Origin of the sequence: Reyranella sp., assembly GCF_036558665.1 — a bacterium.
GTDB lineage: Bacteria > Pseudomonadota > Alphaproteobacteria > Reyranellales > Reyranellaceae > Reyranella.
In genome coordinates this window covers 1-15,738 of record NZ_DATBFE010000028.1, presented here as the reverse complement: position 1 = coordinate 15,738, position 15,738 = coordinate 1, and the positions used below count along the sequence as shown (strand labels likewise).

Annotated in this window: 14 protein-coding genes and 1 pseudogene; 9 read left to right on the top strand and 6 right to left on the bottom strand. The window is 64.9% G+C overall.

All coding sequences use genetic code 11. The annotated features are described in order from the left end of the window. Positions 1 to 28: 28 nt before the first annotated feature. The 4 genes from VH499_RS04285 (at position 29) to VH499_RS04270 (ending at position 4,230) form a co-directional block, all read left to right on the top strand. Entirely contained in the window at positions 29 to 1,048 is a 1,020-nt protein-coding gene (locus VH499_RS04285; protein ID WP_414709743.1) for a sugar ABC transporter substrate-binding protein, read from the top strand. 25 nt (positions 1,049 to 1,073) lie between these two features. Then, a complete protein-coding gene (locus tag VH499_RS04280) occupies positions 1,074 to 2,573 on the top strand; it encodes a sugar ABC transporter ATP-binding protein (protein ID WP_332051473.1) in 1,500 nt (499 codons plus the stop codon). A gap of 13 nt (positions 2,574 to 2,586) precedes the next feature. After that, positions 2,587 to 3,618 carry an ABC transporter permease gene (locus VH499_RS04275; protein WP_332051452.1) on the top strand — a complete coding sequence of 344 codons (1,032 nt, stop codon included), beginning with the start codon at positions 2,587 to 2,589 and terminating at the stop codon, positions 3,616 to 3,618. A 66-nt stretch (positions 3,619 to 3,684) separates the two neighbouring features. Beyond that, complete coding sequence (locus VH499_RS04270) at positions 3,685 to 4,230, top strand: hypothetical protein (protein ID WP_332051451.1); 546 nt, start codon at positions 3,685 to 3,687, stop codon at positions 4,228 to 4,230. Here VH499_RS04270 and VH499_RS04265 read toward each other — a convergent pair. Next, complete coding sequence (locus VH499_RS04265; protein WP_332051450.1) at positions 4,190 to 5,167, bottom strand: D-glycerate dehydrogenase; 978 nt, start codon at positions 5,165 to 5,167, stop codon at positions 4,190 to 4,192. The two genes, VH499_RS04270 and VH499_RS04265, sit on opposite strands and share 41 nt — an antisense overlap. A gap of 208 nt (positions 5,168 to 5,375) precedes the next feature. Between VH499_RS04265 and VH499_RS04260 the strand changes: the two genes are divergently transcribed. Both VH499_RS04260 and VH499_RS04255 read left to right on the top strand, forming a co-directional pair. After that, on the top strand, positions 5,376 to 6,293 hold the full coding sequence (locus VH499_RS04260) for an EipB family protein (protein WP_332051449.1): 918 nt from the start codon (positions 5,376 to 5,378) through the stop codon (positions 6,291 to 6,293). A gap of 26 nt (positions 6,294 to 6,319) precedes the next feature. Beyond that, entirely contained in the window at positions 6,320 to 7,105 is a 786-nt protein-coding gene (locus VH499_RS04255; RefSeq protein WP_332051448.1) for an EipB family protein, read from the top strand. 7 nt (positions 7,106 to 7,112) lie between these two features. On the opposite strand, the gene VH499_RS04250 is transcribed toward VH499_RS04255, so the two are convergent. After that, positions 7,113 to 8,027, bottom strand: a complete 915-nt coding sequence (locus VH499_RS04250) for an ROK family protein (protein WP_332051447.1) — start codon at positions 8,025 to 8,027, stop codon at positions 7,113 to 7,115. 10 nt (positions 8,028 to 8,037) lie between these two features. Further along, positions 8,038 to 9,063, bottom strand: coding sequence for a patatin-like phospholipase family protein (locus tag VH499_RS04245; RefSeq protein WP_332051446.1), 1,026 nt, complete (start codon positions 9,061 to 9,063; stop codon positions 8,038 to 8,040). Between the two features lie 72 nt (positions 9,064 to 9,135). Between VH499_RS04245 and VH499_RS04240 the strand changes: the two genes are divergently transcribed. Further along, positions 9,136 to 10,389: an MFS transporter gene (locus tag VH499_RS04240; protein WP_332051445.1), complete on the top strand. Its 1,254-nt coding sequence runs from the start codon at positions 9,136 to 9,138 to the stop codon at positions 10,387 to 10,389. 27 nt (positions 10,390 to 10,416) lie between these two features. Here VH499_RS04240 and VH499_RS04235 read toward each other — a convergent pair whose 3' ends face one another. Continuing rightward, positions 10,417 to 11,523: an LLM class flavin-dependent oxidoreductase gene (locus VH499_RS04235; RefSeq protein ID WP_332051444.1), complete on the bottom strand. Its 1,107-nt coding sequence runs from the start codon at positions 11,521 to 11,523 to the stop codon at positions 10,417 to 10,419. Between the two features lie 74 nt (positions 11,524 to 11,597). On the opposite strand from VH499_RS04235, the gene VH499_RS04230 reads away from it, so the two are divergent. Continuing rightward, complete coding sequence (locus VH499_RS04230) at positions 11,598 to 12,863, top strand: alkaline phosphatase family protein (protein ID WP_332051443.1); 1,266 nt, start codon at positions 11,598 to 11,600, stop codon at positions 12,861 to 12,863. On the opposite strand, the gene VH499_RS04225 is transcribed toward VH499_RS04230, so the two are convergent. Continuing rightward, complete coding sequence (locus VH499_RS04225; protein WP_332051442.1) at positions 12,753 to 13,898, bottom strand: glycosyltransferase family 1 protein; 1,146 nt, start codon at positions 13,896 to 13,898, stop codon at positions 12,753 to 12,755. The two genes, VH499_RS04230 and VH499_RS04225, sit on opposite strands and share 111 nt — an antisense overlap. 219 nt (positions 13,899 to 14,117) lie before the next feature. Between VH499_RS04225 and VH499_RS04220 the strand changes: the two genes are divergently transcribed. Further along, entirely contained in the window at positions 14,118 to 15,563 is a 1,446-nt protein-coding gene (locus VH499_RS04220; RefSeq protein ID WP_332051441.1) for an aldehyde dehydrogenase family protein, read from the top strand. A 47-nt stretch (positions 15,564 to 15,610) separates the two neighbouring features. Here the strand turns inward: VH499_RS04220 and VH499_RS04215 are convergent. After that, positions 15,611 to 15,738 (bottom strand): annotated as a pseudogene (locus tag VH499_RS04215) (IS5/IS1182 family transposase); the annotation flags it as partial.

The window sequence follows — 15,738 nt, the reverse complement described above, 5'->3', positions numbered from 1 at the left end:
GTACGACCGGATGACCAAGGAGGAAGCGATGACGGACACAGTGAACAAGGGCCGACGTGATTTTCTCACCGTCGCGTCGGCAGGCGGGGCAGCGGCGGCGCTTGGCGTCTTCGGTATCAATCCGGCGATGGCGGCCGGCATCGCGGCTGGCCGGTCGGAGAAGCCGCTGAAGGCCGCCTTCTCCAACGCCGGCCTGCAGGCGACCTGGTGCGCCCAAGGCAAGACGGCCGCCGAATATTGGGGCAAGCTGTTCAATGTCGAGGTCACGTGGTTCGACGGCCAGCTCGATGCCGTCAAGCAGCGTGCGGCGATCGACAACATGGCGTCTCAGAAGTGGGATTTCGTCGCCATCCAGGCCTTCGGCATCGGCACCTTGACCCAGCCAGTGCAGAAGATGATCGATGCCGGCATTCCGGTAATCGACATGGACACGCTGATCGCGCCCCTGGACAAGATCAATGTCCACAGTTTCCTCGCGCCGGACAACGAGTTCATGGGCTCGGCCGTCACCCAGGCGCTGGTCACCAAGATGGGCGGCAAGGGCAACATAATCATGACCCAGGGCGCGCTCGGCCACACCGGGGCGCAGGGAAGGGCCAGGGGCTTCGAGTCGGTCGTCAAGCAGTACCCGGGCGTCAAGGTGCTCGACACGCAGCCGGCCGACTGGGACGTGTCCAAGACGGCGCGCCTGTGGGAGACCTATCTCACGAAGTATCCGCAGATCGATGCCGCCTTCTTTCACAACGACGACATGGCGCTCGCCGCCTACAACGTGATGAAAGCTCACAACCGTACCAGCATCCTGATTGGCGGCGTCGATGCCATGCCGCCGGCGATCAATGCGGTGGAGGATGGCCGCATGTTCGCGACTGTGCGCAATCCCTCGTGCCGCATCCATGGTGGCGCCATCATCGCTGGCGTCGCGGCCGTGACCGCAGGTGAGAAGACCGGCCCCGGCATTCCCAAGAACATCGTCACCGATGGTCCGGTGGTGACCAAGGCGAATGCGCCGGGCATGTTGTGGATGGAAGATCATTTCCTGATCTGATGCCATGCAGGTGGAGTCGGTAGCCGTGCCGGAGGACACTTCGGCACGGTTGGTCATGCGGGGGATTTCCAAGTCGTTCGGCGGCGTGGCCGCCCTGCGCGATGTCGACTTCACGCTTCGGCAGGGCGAGATCCATGGACTGGTCGGCGAGAACGGCGCCGGCAAGTCGACGCTGATGAAGATCATCGCTGGCGTGCACGCCCAGTACCAGGGCCGCATGGCGATCGACGGACGCGAGGTGCATTTCCGTTCGGCGCGCGACGCCCTGGCAGCCGGCGTCGGCATGGTTCACCAGGAACTCAGCATCGTCCCCGATCTGACGGTCGCCGAAAACGTCTATCTCGGCAAACAGCCCACGCGTGGCGGCGTGGTCGACTGGCGAGCCATGTTTGCGGGCGCGCGCGAGCACTTGGCGAGCCTCGGCATCGATGTCGATCCGCGTGTCCGCATGGGGTCGCTGGCGATCGGTCTGCAGCAGTTGATCGAGCTGGCGCGCGTGCTCTTTTCCGGCGCCCGCATCGTCATCCTCGACGAGCCGACATCGGCGTTGTCGCCGCCGGAAGTACATAGGCTGTTCGAGGTGCTGCGCGCCGTCAGGGCCAATGGCCGCAGCATCATCTTCATCTCGCACTTTCTCGACGACATCCTCGTGGTTTCGGACACGGTGACGATCTTCCGCAATGGCCGGCGCATCGTCACAGAAGCAGCAGCCGGTATCGACAAGGGCTGGGTCATCGAGCGCATGATCGGCTGTGGTCATGAGGATCTCGAGGAGAGCTATACCGGCACTGTCGCCCTGGACAGCAAGCCCGGCGCCCCGGTAGTGCTGGCGCTGCGCAACCTAGGGGTCGGACGCGCTTTCGCCGACGTCTCGTTTGATGTCAGGGCGGGCGAGGTGCTGGGCGTCTACGGCTTCATGGGCTGCGGCCAGATCGAGCTCGCGCGCACCATGTTCGGCAAGGTGCGGCCGACCGCCGGGCGCCTGGAGATGAATGGCAGAGCGCTGCGCCTGCGCAACACCGCGGATGCACGTCGTGCCGGCGTCGCCTTCGTGCCGGAGAGCCGCCGCTCGATGCTGTTCTACCGTGAGCCGGTCTACAAGAATATGTCGATCAGCGTCCTGGGACGCATTGCCCGCCTGTGGCTGAGGCCCGCGATGGAGAAGGTCATTGCCCGTCGCCATGCAGCGTCTCTCTCGATCCGGCCATCCCGGGTTGAGACGATGCTGCAGAGCCTGTCGGGCGGCAACCAGCAGAAGGTGGCACTGGCGAAATGGCTGACATGGCCACCGAAAGTCCTGGTCTTGAGTGAGCCGACACGCGGCATGGATGTCGGCGCCAAAGAGGACGTCGTCGGCATCGTCCGGGGCTTGCGCGAGCAGGGCCTCGGCATCGTCGTCATGTCGACCGAGCCCGAGACCGTGCTATCGCTCGCGGACCGGATCGTGGTGATGAAGAAAGGTCGGATCGTCCGCGAATTCGCCGGCGAGACGGTCAGCAAGGATCGGCTGCTGGAGGCAGCATGAAGGAGGACGGGGCATGACGACGTCGTCGGACGTCAAGGCCGAGCCGCAAGCCGGTTCGCGACTGGGAGCGTTCGTGCGCGGGCAGATGCGCAACATCGCCCCGTTCGTGACCCTGATCGTGCTGCTGGTCTTCTTCGGTGTGGCAAGCCCGTCCTTCGCGACGCTCGACAACGCCGCGAACATCCTGACCCAGATTTCGGTAGCAGGCGTCATCGCGGTCGGGCTGACCTTTGTCATCCTGTGCGCCGAGATCGACCTGTCGGTGGCGGCGATCGCCAATGCGACCGGTATCGTGGTTGCCTACTTCACGCTCCAGGAATCCTACGTGAATATCGCCAACGTGCCGTTGCCGGCGATAGCGGCGATCGCGCTGGCCTTCGTGTCCTGCGCCTTTCTCGGTCTCGTCAATGCGATCGGCATGACCGTGATCGGCATCCCGTCCTTCATCATGACGCTTGCCATGATGCAGATCGGTGCCGGCATCTGCGCGCTGTTGGTGCGCGGGCAGATCGCCTACGCCGTTCCCACGTTCGTGGCCACGATGGGTGCGGGCTCCATCGGCGGTATTCCGTGGATCATCATCGTGCTGGCCGTCTTCCTGCTCGTGGGCCACGTCGTTCTGACCTACACGCGATTCGGCCGCTACGTGTACATGGTGGGCGGCAATCGCGAGGCGGCCGAGTATTCCGGCGTGAACGTGAAGCTGGTCCTGAGCGCGGTCATGGTCATTTCGGCCGTCTGTTCGGGTGTCGCCGGCATGCTCGGCGTGGCGCATTTCGGCAGTGCCCAGCAGAACGAGTTCGACGGCTATCTGCTCGATGCCATCGCCGCCGTGGTCGTGGGTGGCACCAGCTTGTTCGGCGGTCGGGGCGGCATCGGCAACACGATCATCGGGCTCCTTATCCTGGGGGTGCTCAACAATGGCCTCGACCACGTCGAGATCGACAGCTTCCTCAAGATCCTGATTCGCGGGCTGATCCTGCTTGGAGCCCTGATCATCAATGTCTATGTGCAGGCCGTTCGAGAAGGCGAACGTGCCGGCTGACCGATTTGACGGACAACAAAAAATTGAATACGCTCAAAATGTTACAAAGAATTCCTAAGAACAATTATGAGCTTCCCTCGGCTCACCTTGCTGGTTTTGCCCCTGGTCGTCGGGCTGGCGCTGCTGACCGGCGCATGCGGCATGCCGCTGGCGCTGACGGCGGCGAGCTACGGCGCCGACGGCGTCTCGCTGGCCGAGACCAACAAGACCGCGGCCGATCATCTGGCCTCCATGGTGTCGAAGAAGGATTGTGCCTTGTGGCGGATGTTCCGCAACCAGGACGTCTGCCGGGCGCGTGACGGCGACCACGATCCCTACGACGTCAATTACACGGAACCCTTCCGTCTGGCCGGCGAGGGCGGCGTGGAGTATCTGCCCCCACCCCATGCTGCGGCCGATGCGCCGCCGACGAGCTGGGATGCCGAGGCCTACGCCCGGCCGGAGACGAACGAGCCGCCATCGCCCGTGACCACGGTCGCCGACCAGACCCCGCCGTCACCCGCCGCGGCGCCCCAGGCCGCACCGGCGAAGAAGCCGGCCGTCAAGCACACGCCGGCCAAGCGAAAGCGCCTCAGGAAGCACGCACCAAATCGGGCGGCGACTGTCCCCTGAGAAGATAGGCCTCGAGATTGTCGAGCGCCTTGAACCCCATGGCGTTGCGGGTCTCGACGGTGGCCGATCCCATGTGGGGCAGCAGAAAGGTGTTCTCGAGAGCGTAGTAGCCCTGGTGGATCCTGGGTTCGCCGTCGAACACGTCGAGGCCTGCGGAAGCCAGGTGCCCGCTCCTTAGCGCCGCGATCAAGGCGTCGTCGTCGACGACCCCGCCCCTTGCCGTATTGATCACGATCGCGCCCCTGGGCAGACGGGCGATGCGTTCGGCATTGACCCACTTCCGGGTTTCGGCCGTCATCGGCGCGTTGATCGACAGGAAATCGCAATGCGGCAGCATGGCCTCGGGGTCGGCATGGAAGACGGCGCCCTTCTCGAGGTCGGGCGGCAGTCGGCTGCGATTGCTGTAGTGGATCGTCATGCGGAAGGCCCTCGCGCGGTCGGCCATGGCCTGGCCGATCCGTCCCATGCCGAGGATGCCCAGCCGCTTGCCCGTGACCTGCACACCCATGAGCTGCGTCGGGGTCCAGCCGACCCAGTGGTGAGTGCGCAGCATGGCTGCGCCCTCGTGCGCTCGTCGGGCAGCGCCCAGAAGGCACAGCATGGCGATGTCGGCAGTTGCGTCAGTGAGCACGTCAGGCGTGTTGCTCACGACGATCTTGCGCTTCGCCGCCGCCGCCACGTCGACGTGCTCATAGCCCACCGAGAATGTCGCGATCATCCGCACCGAGGCCGGCAGGGCGGCGATGGTTTCGGCGTTCAGCGGGTCGCCCGCTGCGCACATGATCGCCTCGCATCCCTCGCTTGCCCCGGCAAGAGCCTGACCATCGAGCAGTCGATCCTCCGGGTTCAGGACGGCATCGAAATTGGCCGTCAGCCGGGTTTCGACGTCGGGTGGAAAATGCCGCGTCGCCAGCACACGAGGTTTGCGGTTAGTCATGGACCATATTCCTTCCTGTGCAGCCCTGCCGCAGCCGATCATTCTGGAAATTCAAATGCATGGATATTACGCTTGCTTGCCCCGCTACAAGGCCTAGTCCTGCTCAATCGCCCCGTTGACCACGTATAGTTTTCGCTGTTCCCGCGTCCAGACGGTGGCTTCGCTTGCCGCCGTGAGCGCATTGCTCGTGCTAGGACTGTGGATAAGCGTGGCAGCCTTGGCCCAGGAGCCGCGACAAGGGCCGCAACAGCCGCCACCGGCTCAGCCCACCCGGCCACAGCCGGCACCGTCGCCGCCTCAGCCCGGGCAACCTCAGGCGGCGCAGCCGCAAGCCGCGCAACCGCAATCGCAGTCCGTTCAGATCCCCGAACTGCCGGCCGACTCGGTGCTGGTGCCCAACCGGGCGAACTACGAGATGAAGCTCGCGGTCGCCCGTCCCAACAGCGGCATCGTCGAGGTCAATGGCAACATGGTGCTGGAGACGGTCGATTCCTGCGATGCCTGGGAGATCCGCCAGCGCATCAAGCTCACCTTCCTGCGCAGCGACGGCGAGGAATTCGAGACCGACTCGAGCTTCACGAGCTACGAAACCAAGGATGGACTGCAACTGCGGTTCAGCGTGCGCAACGTCCAGAACGACGAGGTCGAAGAGGAGCTGCGCGGTCATGCCGAGCTCGATTCGCTGGGCGGCAAGGGGCGGGCGAGCTTCACATTGCCCGAGGCTCGCAGCTTCGAACTGCCGGTGGGCACCCTGTTTCCGACGACGCATCTTGCGCTGGTCCTCAAGCATGCGCGTGACGGCGACAAATCGGTCTCCTACAAGGTGTTCGACGGCGCCCGGCTCGACGGCGCGTTCCAGGTCAATGCGGTTATCGGCCGTCCGTCGCGGTCCAGGCCGGGAACGCCGTCCGTTCGCGGCGATATCGGCCTGTTGCGCAACCAGCCGGCGTGGGGCGTCCGTTTCGCGTTCTTCGCCAATGGCGATCAGGGCGCCCAGCCCGAATACGAGCTGGCGCTGGATCTCCTGGGCAACGGCATCGCGCGCTCGATGCTGCTCGACTATGGCGACTTCGCCGTCGATGCTCATCTCGTTCAAATCCAAAACCTGCCGAGACCCAAATGCTGAAAGTCCGACGGAGGCTGCTCGCAGCCGTGCTCGTTGCCGGAATCGCTTCGCTGGCCGCGCGCGTCGAAGCCCAGCAACTCCAGCCTCACCGCGCCGCCTATGACGTGGCCCTGCTCGATCACGGCAAGCCGGGTGCGGACTCGCCGGGAACCTACGCGTTTGAACTGCGGCTGACCTGCGAAGGCTACATCATGAACCAGCGCCTGCGCCTCGAGCTCGACGGTCGACGTGCCGCGGTCGTGACCGAACAGCTTTCGCAAATGACGGAAAGCCGCGATGGACGTAAGCTGCAATTCGAGCATCGTTCCAGCACCAACGGCCGCCAGACCAGCCTCGTTCGCGGCGATGCAACGCTGGACGAAGACGGCCGCGGCGAGGCGCGCTTCAGCGATCCGGACGGCCAATCGGTCGTGTTGCCGGCCGGCACCATGTTCCCTATGGCGATGAGCCGGGCCACGCTCAAGCATGCCATTGCGGGCGACTCCAGTTTCGACGCGCTGTTCTTCTTTGGCGAGAAGCCCAAGCCGCCGCAGTCGGTGAACGTGGTGATTGGCAAGGTGCCGAAACGGCTGGCGGATCTGCATATCCCCGACGGCGGCGCCTCCCTCGTCAAAGGTCGTTCCCGTATCTACTTCCGCGGCGGTTTCTTCGATGCCGCTGCCAAAAAGGAGGGTGAGCAGGCCGCCTTCGAGATGAGCAGCCTCACCCTCGACAACGGCATCGAGCTTTATGGCACCCACGAAGAGGGCGACGGCGGCATCGAATATCGCATCTCGCGGCTGGAAGCGCTGCCCAAACCCAACTGTAACTGATCACGGCCTAGGCGGACGCTCCCGGCGGCCATAGCCAGGCCGCACCGCGTACGCCGCTCGAATCGCCGTACCGGGGCGGTAACAGCCTGGTCGCGATGAATTCCGGCTCGGAGAACACGTAGCGTTTCCAGAGCTCGGGCACCCGGTCGTAGAGCACCGCCATCTTTGACAGGCCGCCGCCCAGCACGATGGCGTGTGGGTCGACGATGTTGACGACGACCGACAGCGCTCGCGCCAGCCGGTCGCAATAGAGTTCCATCTGAGCTGCGGCCTCGACGTCCCCGTGAGCGGCAGCCTCGGCGATATCGGTCGCCCGCATCTGCCGGCTGGTGTGCCTGGCGAATTGATCCTGGAGGCGCGGGCCGCTCAGCCACGTTTCGATGCAGCCGATGCGGCCGCAATAGCAGCGCGGGCCCGGACGCTCGTCGTCGTGCGGCAGCGGTAGCGGAGTGTGCCCCCATTCGCCGGCAATCGCCTGGGCGCCTGTAAGGGGCCGCCCGTCGATCACGATGCCGCCGCCGACGCCGGTGCCCAGGATGACGCCGAAGACGATGCCGCAGCCGGCGGCCGCACCGTCCGAAGCTTCGGACACGGCAAAGCAATTGGCGTCGTTTGCCAGCCGCACTTCCCGGCCGAGCGCGTGCTTGAGGTCGACCGGAAGCGGCCGGCCATTGAGCCGGGTCGAGTTGGCGTTCTTCACGAGGCCTGTGGCGGGCGACACCGCGCCAGGATGGGCAATGCCGACGGTGCAGCGGGCACCGACCTGTCGTTCCAGTTCGGCGATCAGATCGACGATGGCCTTGACGTCCTGCTCATAGGATGTCGCCGGTGTCGGGACCCGCAGACGGGCCTTCTCGACGCCCGCGTCGTCGATGACGAGGCCTTCGATTTTGGTGCCGCCGAGATCGATGCCGATGCGCATGGTTCCTACTTCACAGGAACCGGGCGGCGATGTCGATGCTGGTCTTGACGCCGATCGAATCGAAGGTCGAGGCCAGCCATCGGGTCGCTGCCGCGCGGCCGAGCTGGAACAGGTGCTCGAGGAACTCGGGCTCGATGTTGAATTTGCTCACTGCGCCGAGCGGGGCGAGCGCGGCGTCGTCATTGATGGAATGGATCAGCATCATCTTGAGGCGGGCGCCGAACGGGCCGGTGATTGCTCCCTGGCCGATCAGGTCCTGGACGAAAGCAATTGCACGCATCTCGGCCATCAGAGCGCCACCGAAGGTGATCTCGTTCAGCCGATCGGCGATCTCGGCATTGGACCTGGGCACGCCCTTGCGCACCGCCGGATCGAGCTCGACGAGCACGACATCGTGGCTGTCGCTGGCATAGATGAACGGCCAGATCGGGGGATTGCCGCGATAGCCGCCGTCCCAATAGGGCACGCCGTCGATCACCACTGCATCGTGGATGTTTGGCAGGCAGGCCGACGCGAGCAGTGCGTCGATCGACAGCTCGTGTCGGCTGAATAGCCGCACTTTGCCGGTCTCGACGTTGGTGGCGGCGACAAAGACCTTGATCTGTTCGCAGGCGCGCACTGCGGCTTCGTCGAAGTGCTTACGCAGGAGATCGCGCAGCGGGTCGAAGTTGAGGGGATTGCGTTGCCAAGGCGAAAGCGTTCGCTGGATCACGTCGGCCCACATCGCCGTCGGCGAATCGTCGAGATTCCAGTTGCCCTGCAGGCGATCGAGCGGCGAGCGTCGGACCGGACTGGCCACCGCCAGGGCGCCGAGCTCGTTCCAGAAATCCGCCAGCGCCTTGCGGGCGCCTTCGGGACCGGCCTTGGCCCAGCCCTGCAGCATGATGGCGGCGTTCATGGCTCCGGCGCTGGTGCCGCTTACCGCCTCGAAGGCGAGACGGCCATCCTCGATCAGCGCATCGAGCACGCCCCAGGTAAAGGCGCCATGCGAGCCGCCGCCCTGCAAAGCAATGTTTATGCGCTTGATAGAATTCATCCAGCTGTTCTCCGCGACGCATCGGCGTTACGCTTCCGTGAAATGGAGGGGCAAGCGAGGTTCGGAGCGATATTGGCCGACCGCGGCGCAAAAGGGCCGTGGCGAAAGCGCCCATCGACCGTCCTGTGGGTTCTCTCGGTCGGGCAGCTCATCACCTGGGGACTGGTCTACTACACGTTCCCGTTGTTCGTCGCGCCGATGGAGAAGGAGCTGGGCTGGTCGCGCAACGACCTGTTCGGCGCGCTGTCGGCTGGCCTTCTCGTGGCGGGGTTGTGCTCCATTCCAGTGGGCGCCTGGATCGACCGGGGCCATGGCCGCCGGCTGATGGCCGGTGGATCGCTCCTGGCGGCCGTGCTGATGTTCGTCTGGTCGCGCACCCAGTCGCTGCCGGTCTTCTACGGCGTGTGGATCGGGCTCGGCGCCTGTCAGTCGGTCACGCTGTACGAGCCCGCGTTCGCGGTCATCACCCGAGTCTATGGCCCGCGCTTCCGGCAGGCGATCATGGTGATGACCTTCGTCGGTGGTCTCGCCAGCACCTTCGGCATTCCATTCGCTCAGCTTCTGATCGATCGCATCGACTGGCGGCCGACGCTGGTTGTCCTGGCTGCCATCAACCTCGGCGTCGCCTTCTTCATCCACTGGCTGTTCGTTCCCGGGCCGCGGGAAAAGGCCGTGCCGATCGCCCACCCTGCGCCCGCGAGTGCGGCGCCGTCCAACAGAGGGCCGCTCGCGGCTGCCGTCAAGGTGCCGGCGTTCTGGGGGCTGGTCGTGGCCTTCGCGGGCTATGGTCTCGCCTTTTCGGCGATGAGTTTCCACCTGATCCCGCTGCTCGCCGAACGGGGCGTCGCGATCGGCGTGGTGATGGCGATCATCGCCTTGATCGGGCCGATGCAGGTGGTGGGGCGCGTGCTCCTCATGGCGGGCCAGCGCCATATCACCGTCATTCAGCTCGGCGCGCTGATCTACTTTGCCTTTCCGATCGCCATGGCGATGCTGGCGGCCGGCATCAGCGATGTCTACGGCCTGATCCTGTTCGCGATCATCTACGGCGTGGCAAACGGCCTGGTGACGATCCTGCGCGGCATGGCGGTGCCGGAATTCATCGGTCCGGAAGGCTATGGCGTGGTGAGCGGCGCGCTCACCATGCCGACCAATGTGATGCGCGCCGCCGGGCCGCTGATGGCGTCGCTGGCCTGGAGCACGTTCGGCAACTACACGCCGGTGCTATGGGGACTGTCTGCCATCATGCTGGTGGCCGCCGCGGGCTTCGCCGCCGCGGCGATTCTTTCCAAGCGCCAGGCGCAGCGGCCCGCCGGCGGGACCTGAACCCGGGACGAACCTCGGCGCAACCGTTCATTCAGCCGCGAGCTTGTGCGGCTTGGGCTTCAGGTGCTGCACCTTGGGCATCACTTCGCGTGCCAGCAGGTCGAGCGAGTGCCGCCAGGCTTCGGGCTTGTCCATGTAGTCGAAGCCGAATACCAGGAGCTGACCGAAGCCGCCGACCTCGTCGTAGATCTTCTCGATCTTCTCGATCACCGTCCTGGGCGAGCCGACGATCCAGTTGTGGCGCGCACAATATTCCGGCGTCACATCGGAGTCGGGCACGCTCTGGTCGTGCTTCAGATACTCGAAGAAGCCGAACTGGGCGAGCAGCGGCAGGAAATACTCCCGCATCATGCGGCCCATCATCGAGCCGACGGACAACCGCATGGCTTCCTCGTCGGTGTCGGCCACGAGGACCTCGCGCACCATCCGCCACTCGCCGCGATCGGGCGTGCGCCCGGCCTTGGCCGCGCCGACCTCGACCGAGTCCCAGTGGCTCGCGACATAGGCCGGGTTGAGATTCAGGCTCATGGGCAGGAACCCTTTCTCGCCCGCGAGCTTCAGCGTGTCGGAGTTCTTCGAAAGCCCCGCCACGCCGATCGGAGGATGCGGAGTCTGCTGTGGCTTGATGTGCGCCTTCAGGAAGCCGAACATGGTTTCCGGTCTGGTGACGTGCCAGAACTTGCCCTTGTAGTCGAACGGCTCGGTGGCGCTCCACAGCTTCAGGATGATGTCGAGAGCCTCGCGTGTCATGTCGCGATTGACGCCCGACATGCCGTCGACGTTGAACATCGCCCAGTCGCTCGGCAGGCCGGACGCCGCAACGCCGAAGTTGAGGCGGCCACCGGAGATGTTGTCGAGCATGGCGACCCGGTTCGCGAGTTCGGCCGGGTGATGATAAGGCAGCAGGAAGCCGCCCGGGCCGAGACGGATATTCTTGGTCTGCAACAGGGCCTGGGCGACCAGGAGGTCGGGCGACGGATGCGGCTCCCATGGCGCGGTGTGATGCTCGCCAATCCAGCATTCCTTGAAGCCCAGCTCGTCGAGCCAGCGGATCACCTGGAGGTCCCACTCATGGCCGGCCTTGAGCGGCCTCTCCGGGGGGTGCGACGGCATCGTGAAATATCCGAACTGCATCGTTTCCTCCTGAGTATTTTCTCGAGGAAGTCGACTACCATCGGTCGGAGTGCGCAAGGGCTTGAGTTCGAAAGATGAAGAAATCCCGCCGGGCGGTATTCGTCTGCTGTGATGGCTTGGGCCGCGACTGGGTGCGGCGCGAGACGACTCCCGTTCTGCATGACCTCGGCCGCAACAGCCTTTGGTGCGACGCGCACACCGCCGTATTCCCCTCTGTCACGCGTGTTTCGGCCGCATCGGTATCGACCGGCTGTCTGCCCGGTCGCCATGGCCTGCACGGCAACCGGATGGGATTGCTTGAAAGAGGGAGAATCGTCGTCCGTGACGTCGGCCATCCGGACTTCCGGACGCACATGCGCCGGGCCACCGGCCGCACGCTGCTGGTTCCGTCGCTTGCCGAACGCGTCGCGGGCGTGGGCGGCTTCATCGCGTTCTCGAACGTTTCTCCAGGGGCCGCTTATTTCCTTGATCCCGATCACTTTGGTTACGTCTATCACCGCGCGGGCTCCTATGCGCCGAACGGCGAGCCTATCGCGAGCGCCGATGCGCTGGACGTGAGCCACGATCTCGCTGGTGATTGGGCGATGACGCAGCGCTTTTGCGCCGAAGTGCTCGGCGATCGCCGCCCGACGGCCGCCATCCTGTGGCTTGCGAACCCCGACCTGACCTTGCACGGTGTACCGCTCGGTTCGCCTGAGCATCACGACGCGCTTGGGCAGACGGAACGCTGTGTGCTGGAGGTCTTCCGCACCATCGAGGGGCTGCGCGACGGTGGCGAGGAGATTCTCCTGCTGGTCGGATCGGATCATGGCCAGGAGACGATCGGCGCCTGCATCGACCTTTCGGTCTGGCTCGTGGCCCACGGGCTGGGCGGCGAGCTCGAGGCGGGCGAGGTCGCTGTCGCCGGCCAGGGTACGGCGGCGCTGCTTTACGCAACGGACAGGGGACGCGGCCGCTTGCTCGGTGTTCTCGACGAGATGCGGAGTGCGCCGTGGGCGGATGAAATCGTGGTTGAGGGCGATCTTGCCCGACGCGGCCATGCCGCGCGCGGCGGGGTCGTGGCCGCGGTCAACATGGCGCGACAGGACAACACGAATGCCTATGGCATTCGCGGCCGCCGTTACGTCGCCGCCGAGCCCGACAAGCCCGCGGCCATCGGCAGCGGCCAACACGGCGGCTGGGGAACCGACGAGACCAGGCCTTTCCTGATCGCGAACGACGGACGTTCGTCAGGAACGGCTGGCCGGCCCACGTCTCTCGTCGACATCGCCCCCACCATCGTCCGCTTTCTCGGGCTTCCGGTGGAGGGTTTCGACGGCGCGCCGTTGCCGCTCGACTGAGCCGGCATCCGTGTCGCCGGCTGTGCGGGATAGCTTGCCCACCAAATCGACGTAGGCGCGGGCGCGCGCTTCGAGGGTCAAATTGTCGAGAATGAACCGACGTGGGCTGAAGTCGCCGTCGGCCACGTGTGACCAGAATGTCGAAAAGCCATCGCGAAAACCGGCGGCATCGACGAACTTCATGCCGCATCGGGCGTCCCAGTAGGGTACGGACGTTACCGGTCCGAAGCTGACCCGATGGGGGTAGTAGTCGGGGTCCTGCCAGACGCCGCCGAAGTCCCAGGCGAATACCGGGACGTCGCATGACAAGGCTTGTTGCAACGCTATGCCTTGCGTTTCGTGCTCACAGAGGAAGACCATCGACCGCGAGCGCTTCAGGAGCGCGTGGAAGTGCTCCTCGCGATAGTGGCCGTAGGTGATGGTCGCGACGCGCACTCCGGATGCTCGCAATGTCTCCAGGACAGGATCCCGCACAGCTGCGTTGTCGCGGGCGGGCTGGCACCGGATCTTGACATACACCAGGACATCGATGTCCTTCGCGACCTCTTCGATGGGCATCCACCTGTCGGTGTCGATGCCGACAGGCCACGTATGGACCTTCCCGGGCCAGTGGATGGCGAACATCTGGCGCGCCCATTCGCAGAGCACCAGGACCCCGAGAATGCGATGGTCGGCGAAGAGCGTCGGTGCGTCGACCGGGTGATTGTGAACGGCTGGTCCGAAGACGATGGGCGTGTCGCGCGGCATCCTGTCGAGCACCCGCGGCTTGCCGATGACGCATGCGACCTCGCCCGGATGGCGCTGCAGGTGTTCGTAGTCGTTGACGCGATACGAAACGCCGAGCCGGTCGAGACCCGCGACGAGGTTCAGAAACACCCGCTCGAGACCCATCACCCGCCGCGGTCCCCTGACGATGCGACGGACGATGGCGCGCGGGTAACGGTCGAACCTCAGCCAACGGTCGGGATCGGCTCCGTCGTCGTCGGAGTAGAAAAGGTTGAGAGTATCGTCAGACAGGACAAACGACCTTGGCAAAAGAAACCTGCACGCAGTCCACGCAACGCGTGACTTGAACTATAGACGTTATTGCCAGATTAGCAGCCATTGAGTTGGCAACGACTGTGTCAAGCCCCGATACGGCCAGGGCAGTCGGCGAGCGGCCTGTGCATCGCCTCTGTCATGTCGCACCCTCTATGCTGTCTCGCCGCGACTGGCTAACATGGTGCGAGAACGGCAGATCAAGGAGGGACGGCCATGCTGGAGCGGCTTCAATTCTACATCGGCGGCAAGTGGGTCGATCCCGTGATGCCCAAGGCGATCGACGTCGTCAATCCGGCGAAGGAGGAAGCTTTCGCACGCGTCTCGCTGGGCTCCAAGGCTGACGTGGACAAGGCGGTCGCGGCCGCGCGACGTGCCTTCGCGACCTATTCGCGGACGACGCGCGAGGAGCGTCTTGCCCTCCTGGAGAAGATCATCGCAGCGTACAAGGGGAAGTTCCAGGTGATCGCCGAGGTGATAAGCCAGGAGATGGGCGCGCCGTTGTGGCTCGCCAAGGCGGCCCAGGCCGCGACTGGCCTCGGACACCTGACCGAGGCCGTGAAAATCCTCAAGGATTATCCATTCGAGGAAATGCACGGCACCACCGCCATCGTGAAGGAGCCGGTCGGTGTCTGCGGCTTCATCACGCCCTGGAACTGGCCGATCAATCAGATCGCGTGCAAGGTAGCACCGGCACTCGCGGCGGGCTGCACCGTCGTGCTCAAGCCTTCCGAAGTAGCGCCGATGAATGCCATGCTGTTCGCCGACGTGCTGCACGAAGCTGGGGTGCCGCCGGGTGTGTTCAATCTCGTCAACGGCGACGGCCCCACGGTCGGCGAGGCGCTGTCGTCCCATCCGGGTATCGACATGATGTCGTTCACCGGCTCGACGCGCGCTGGAATTGCGGTCGCCAAGGCGGCTGCCGACACGGTCAAGCGCGTGGCGCAGGAACTGGGCGGGAAGTCGGCCAATATCGTGCTCGATGATGCCGATCTGACCAAGGCGGTTTCTTCGGGCGTGATGAGCATGATGCTCAACTCCGGGCAGTCCTGCAACGCGCCCTCACGCATGTTCGTGCCGCGCACCAAGAACGACGCCGCGATCGCCATCGCGAAGGCCGCCGCCGAGAAGGTCAAGGTCATTGATCCGGCGACGCCCGACGCGGGACCTGGCACGATCGGGCCCGTCGTGAGCGAGGTGCAGTTCAACAAGATCCAGGCGCTGATCCAGAAAGGGATCGAGGAAGGCGCAACGCTGGTCACCGGCGGCCCGGGGCGGCCCGAAAACATGAACCGTGGCTACTATGTCCGGCCGACGATCTTCGCCAACGTCACCAACGACATGACCATCGCCCGGGAGGAGATATTCGGGCCGGTCCTCACCATGCTCGCCTACGACAGCGAGGACGACGCGGTCGCGCAGGCGAACGATACGCCTTACGGCCTGTCCGGCTACGTTCAGTCGGGCAACATCGATCGGGCTCGCAAGGTCGCCTCCCGTCTGCGCACCGGCAACGTGCATCTGAACGGCGCCGGCCCCGACTTCGGTGCACCGTTCGGGGGCTACAAGCAGTCGGGCAACGGTCGCGAATGGGGCGAGCACGGCTTCGAGGAATTCCTTGAAACCAAGGCCGTGATGGGCTGGATGCCCAAGGCGGCGTAGCCGTCCGACAGGAAGCTTCGGCGGCGGCCTGGGCCTAGGCTCCAGACTCAATTGCACCAGTAGATGATTGCGGCCGCGATGATGGCGGTGGCGAGGAAGTTGTTGGCGAGCTTGTCGTAGCGAGTAGCGACGCGACGCCAGTCCTTGAGGCGACACCATAGCCTCTCGACCAGAT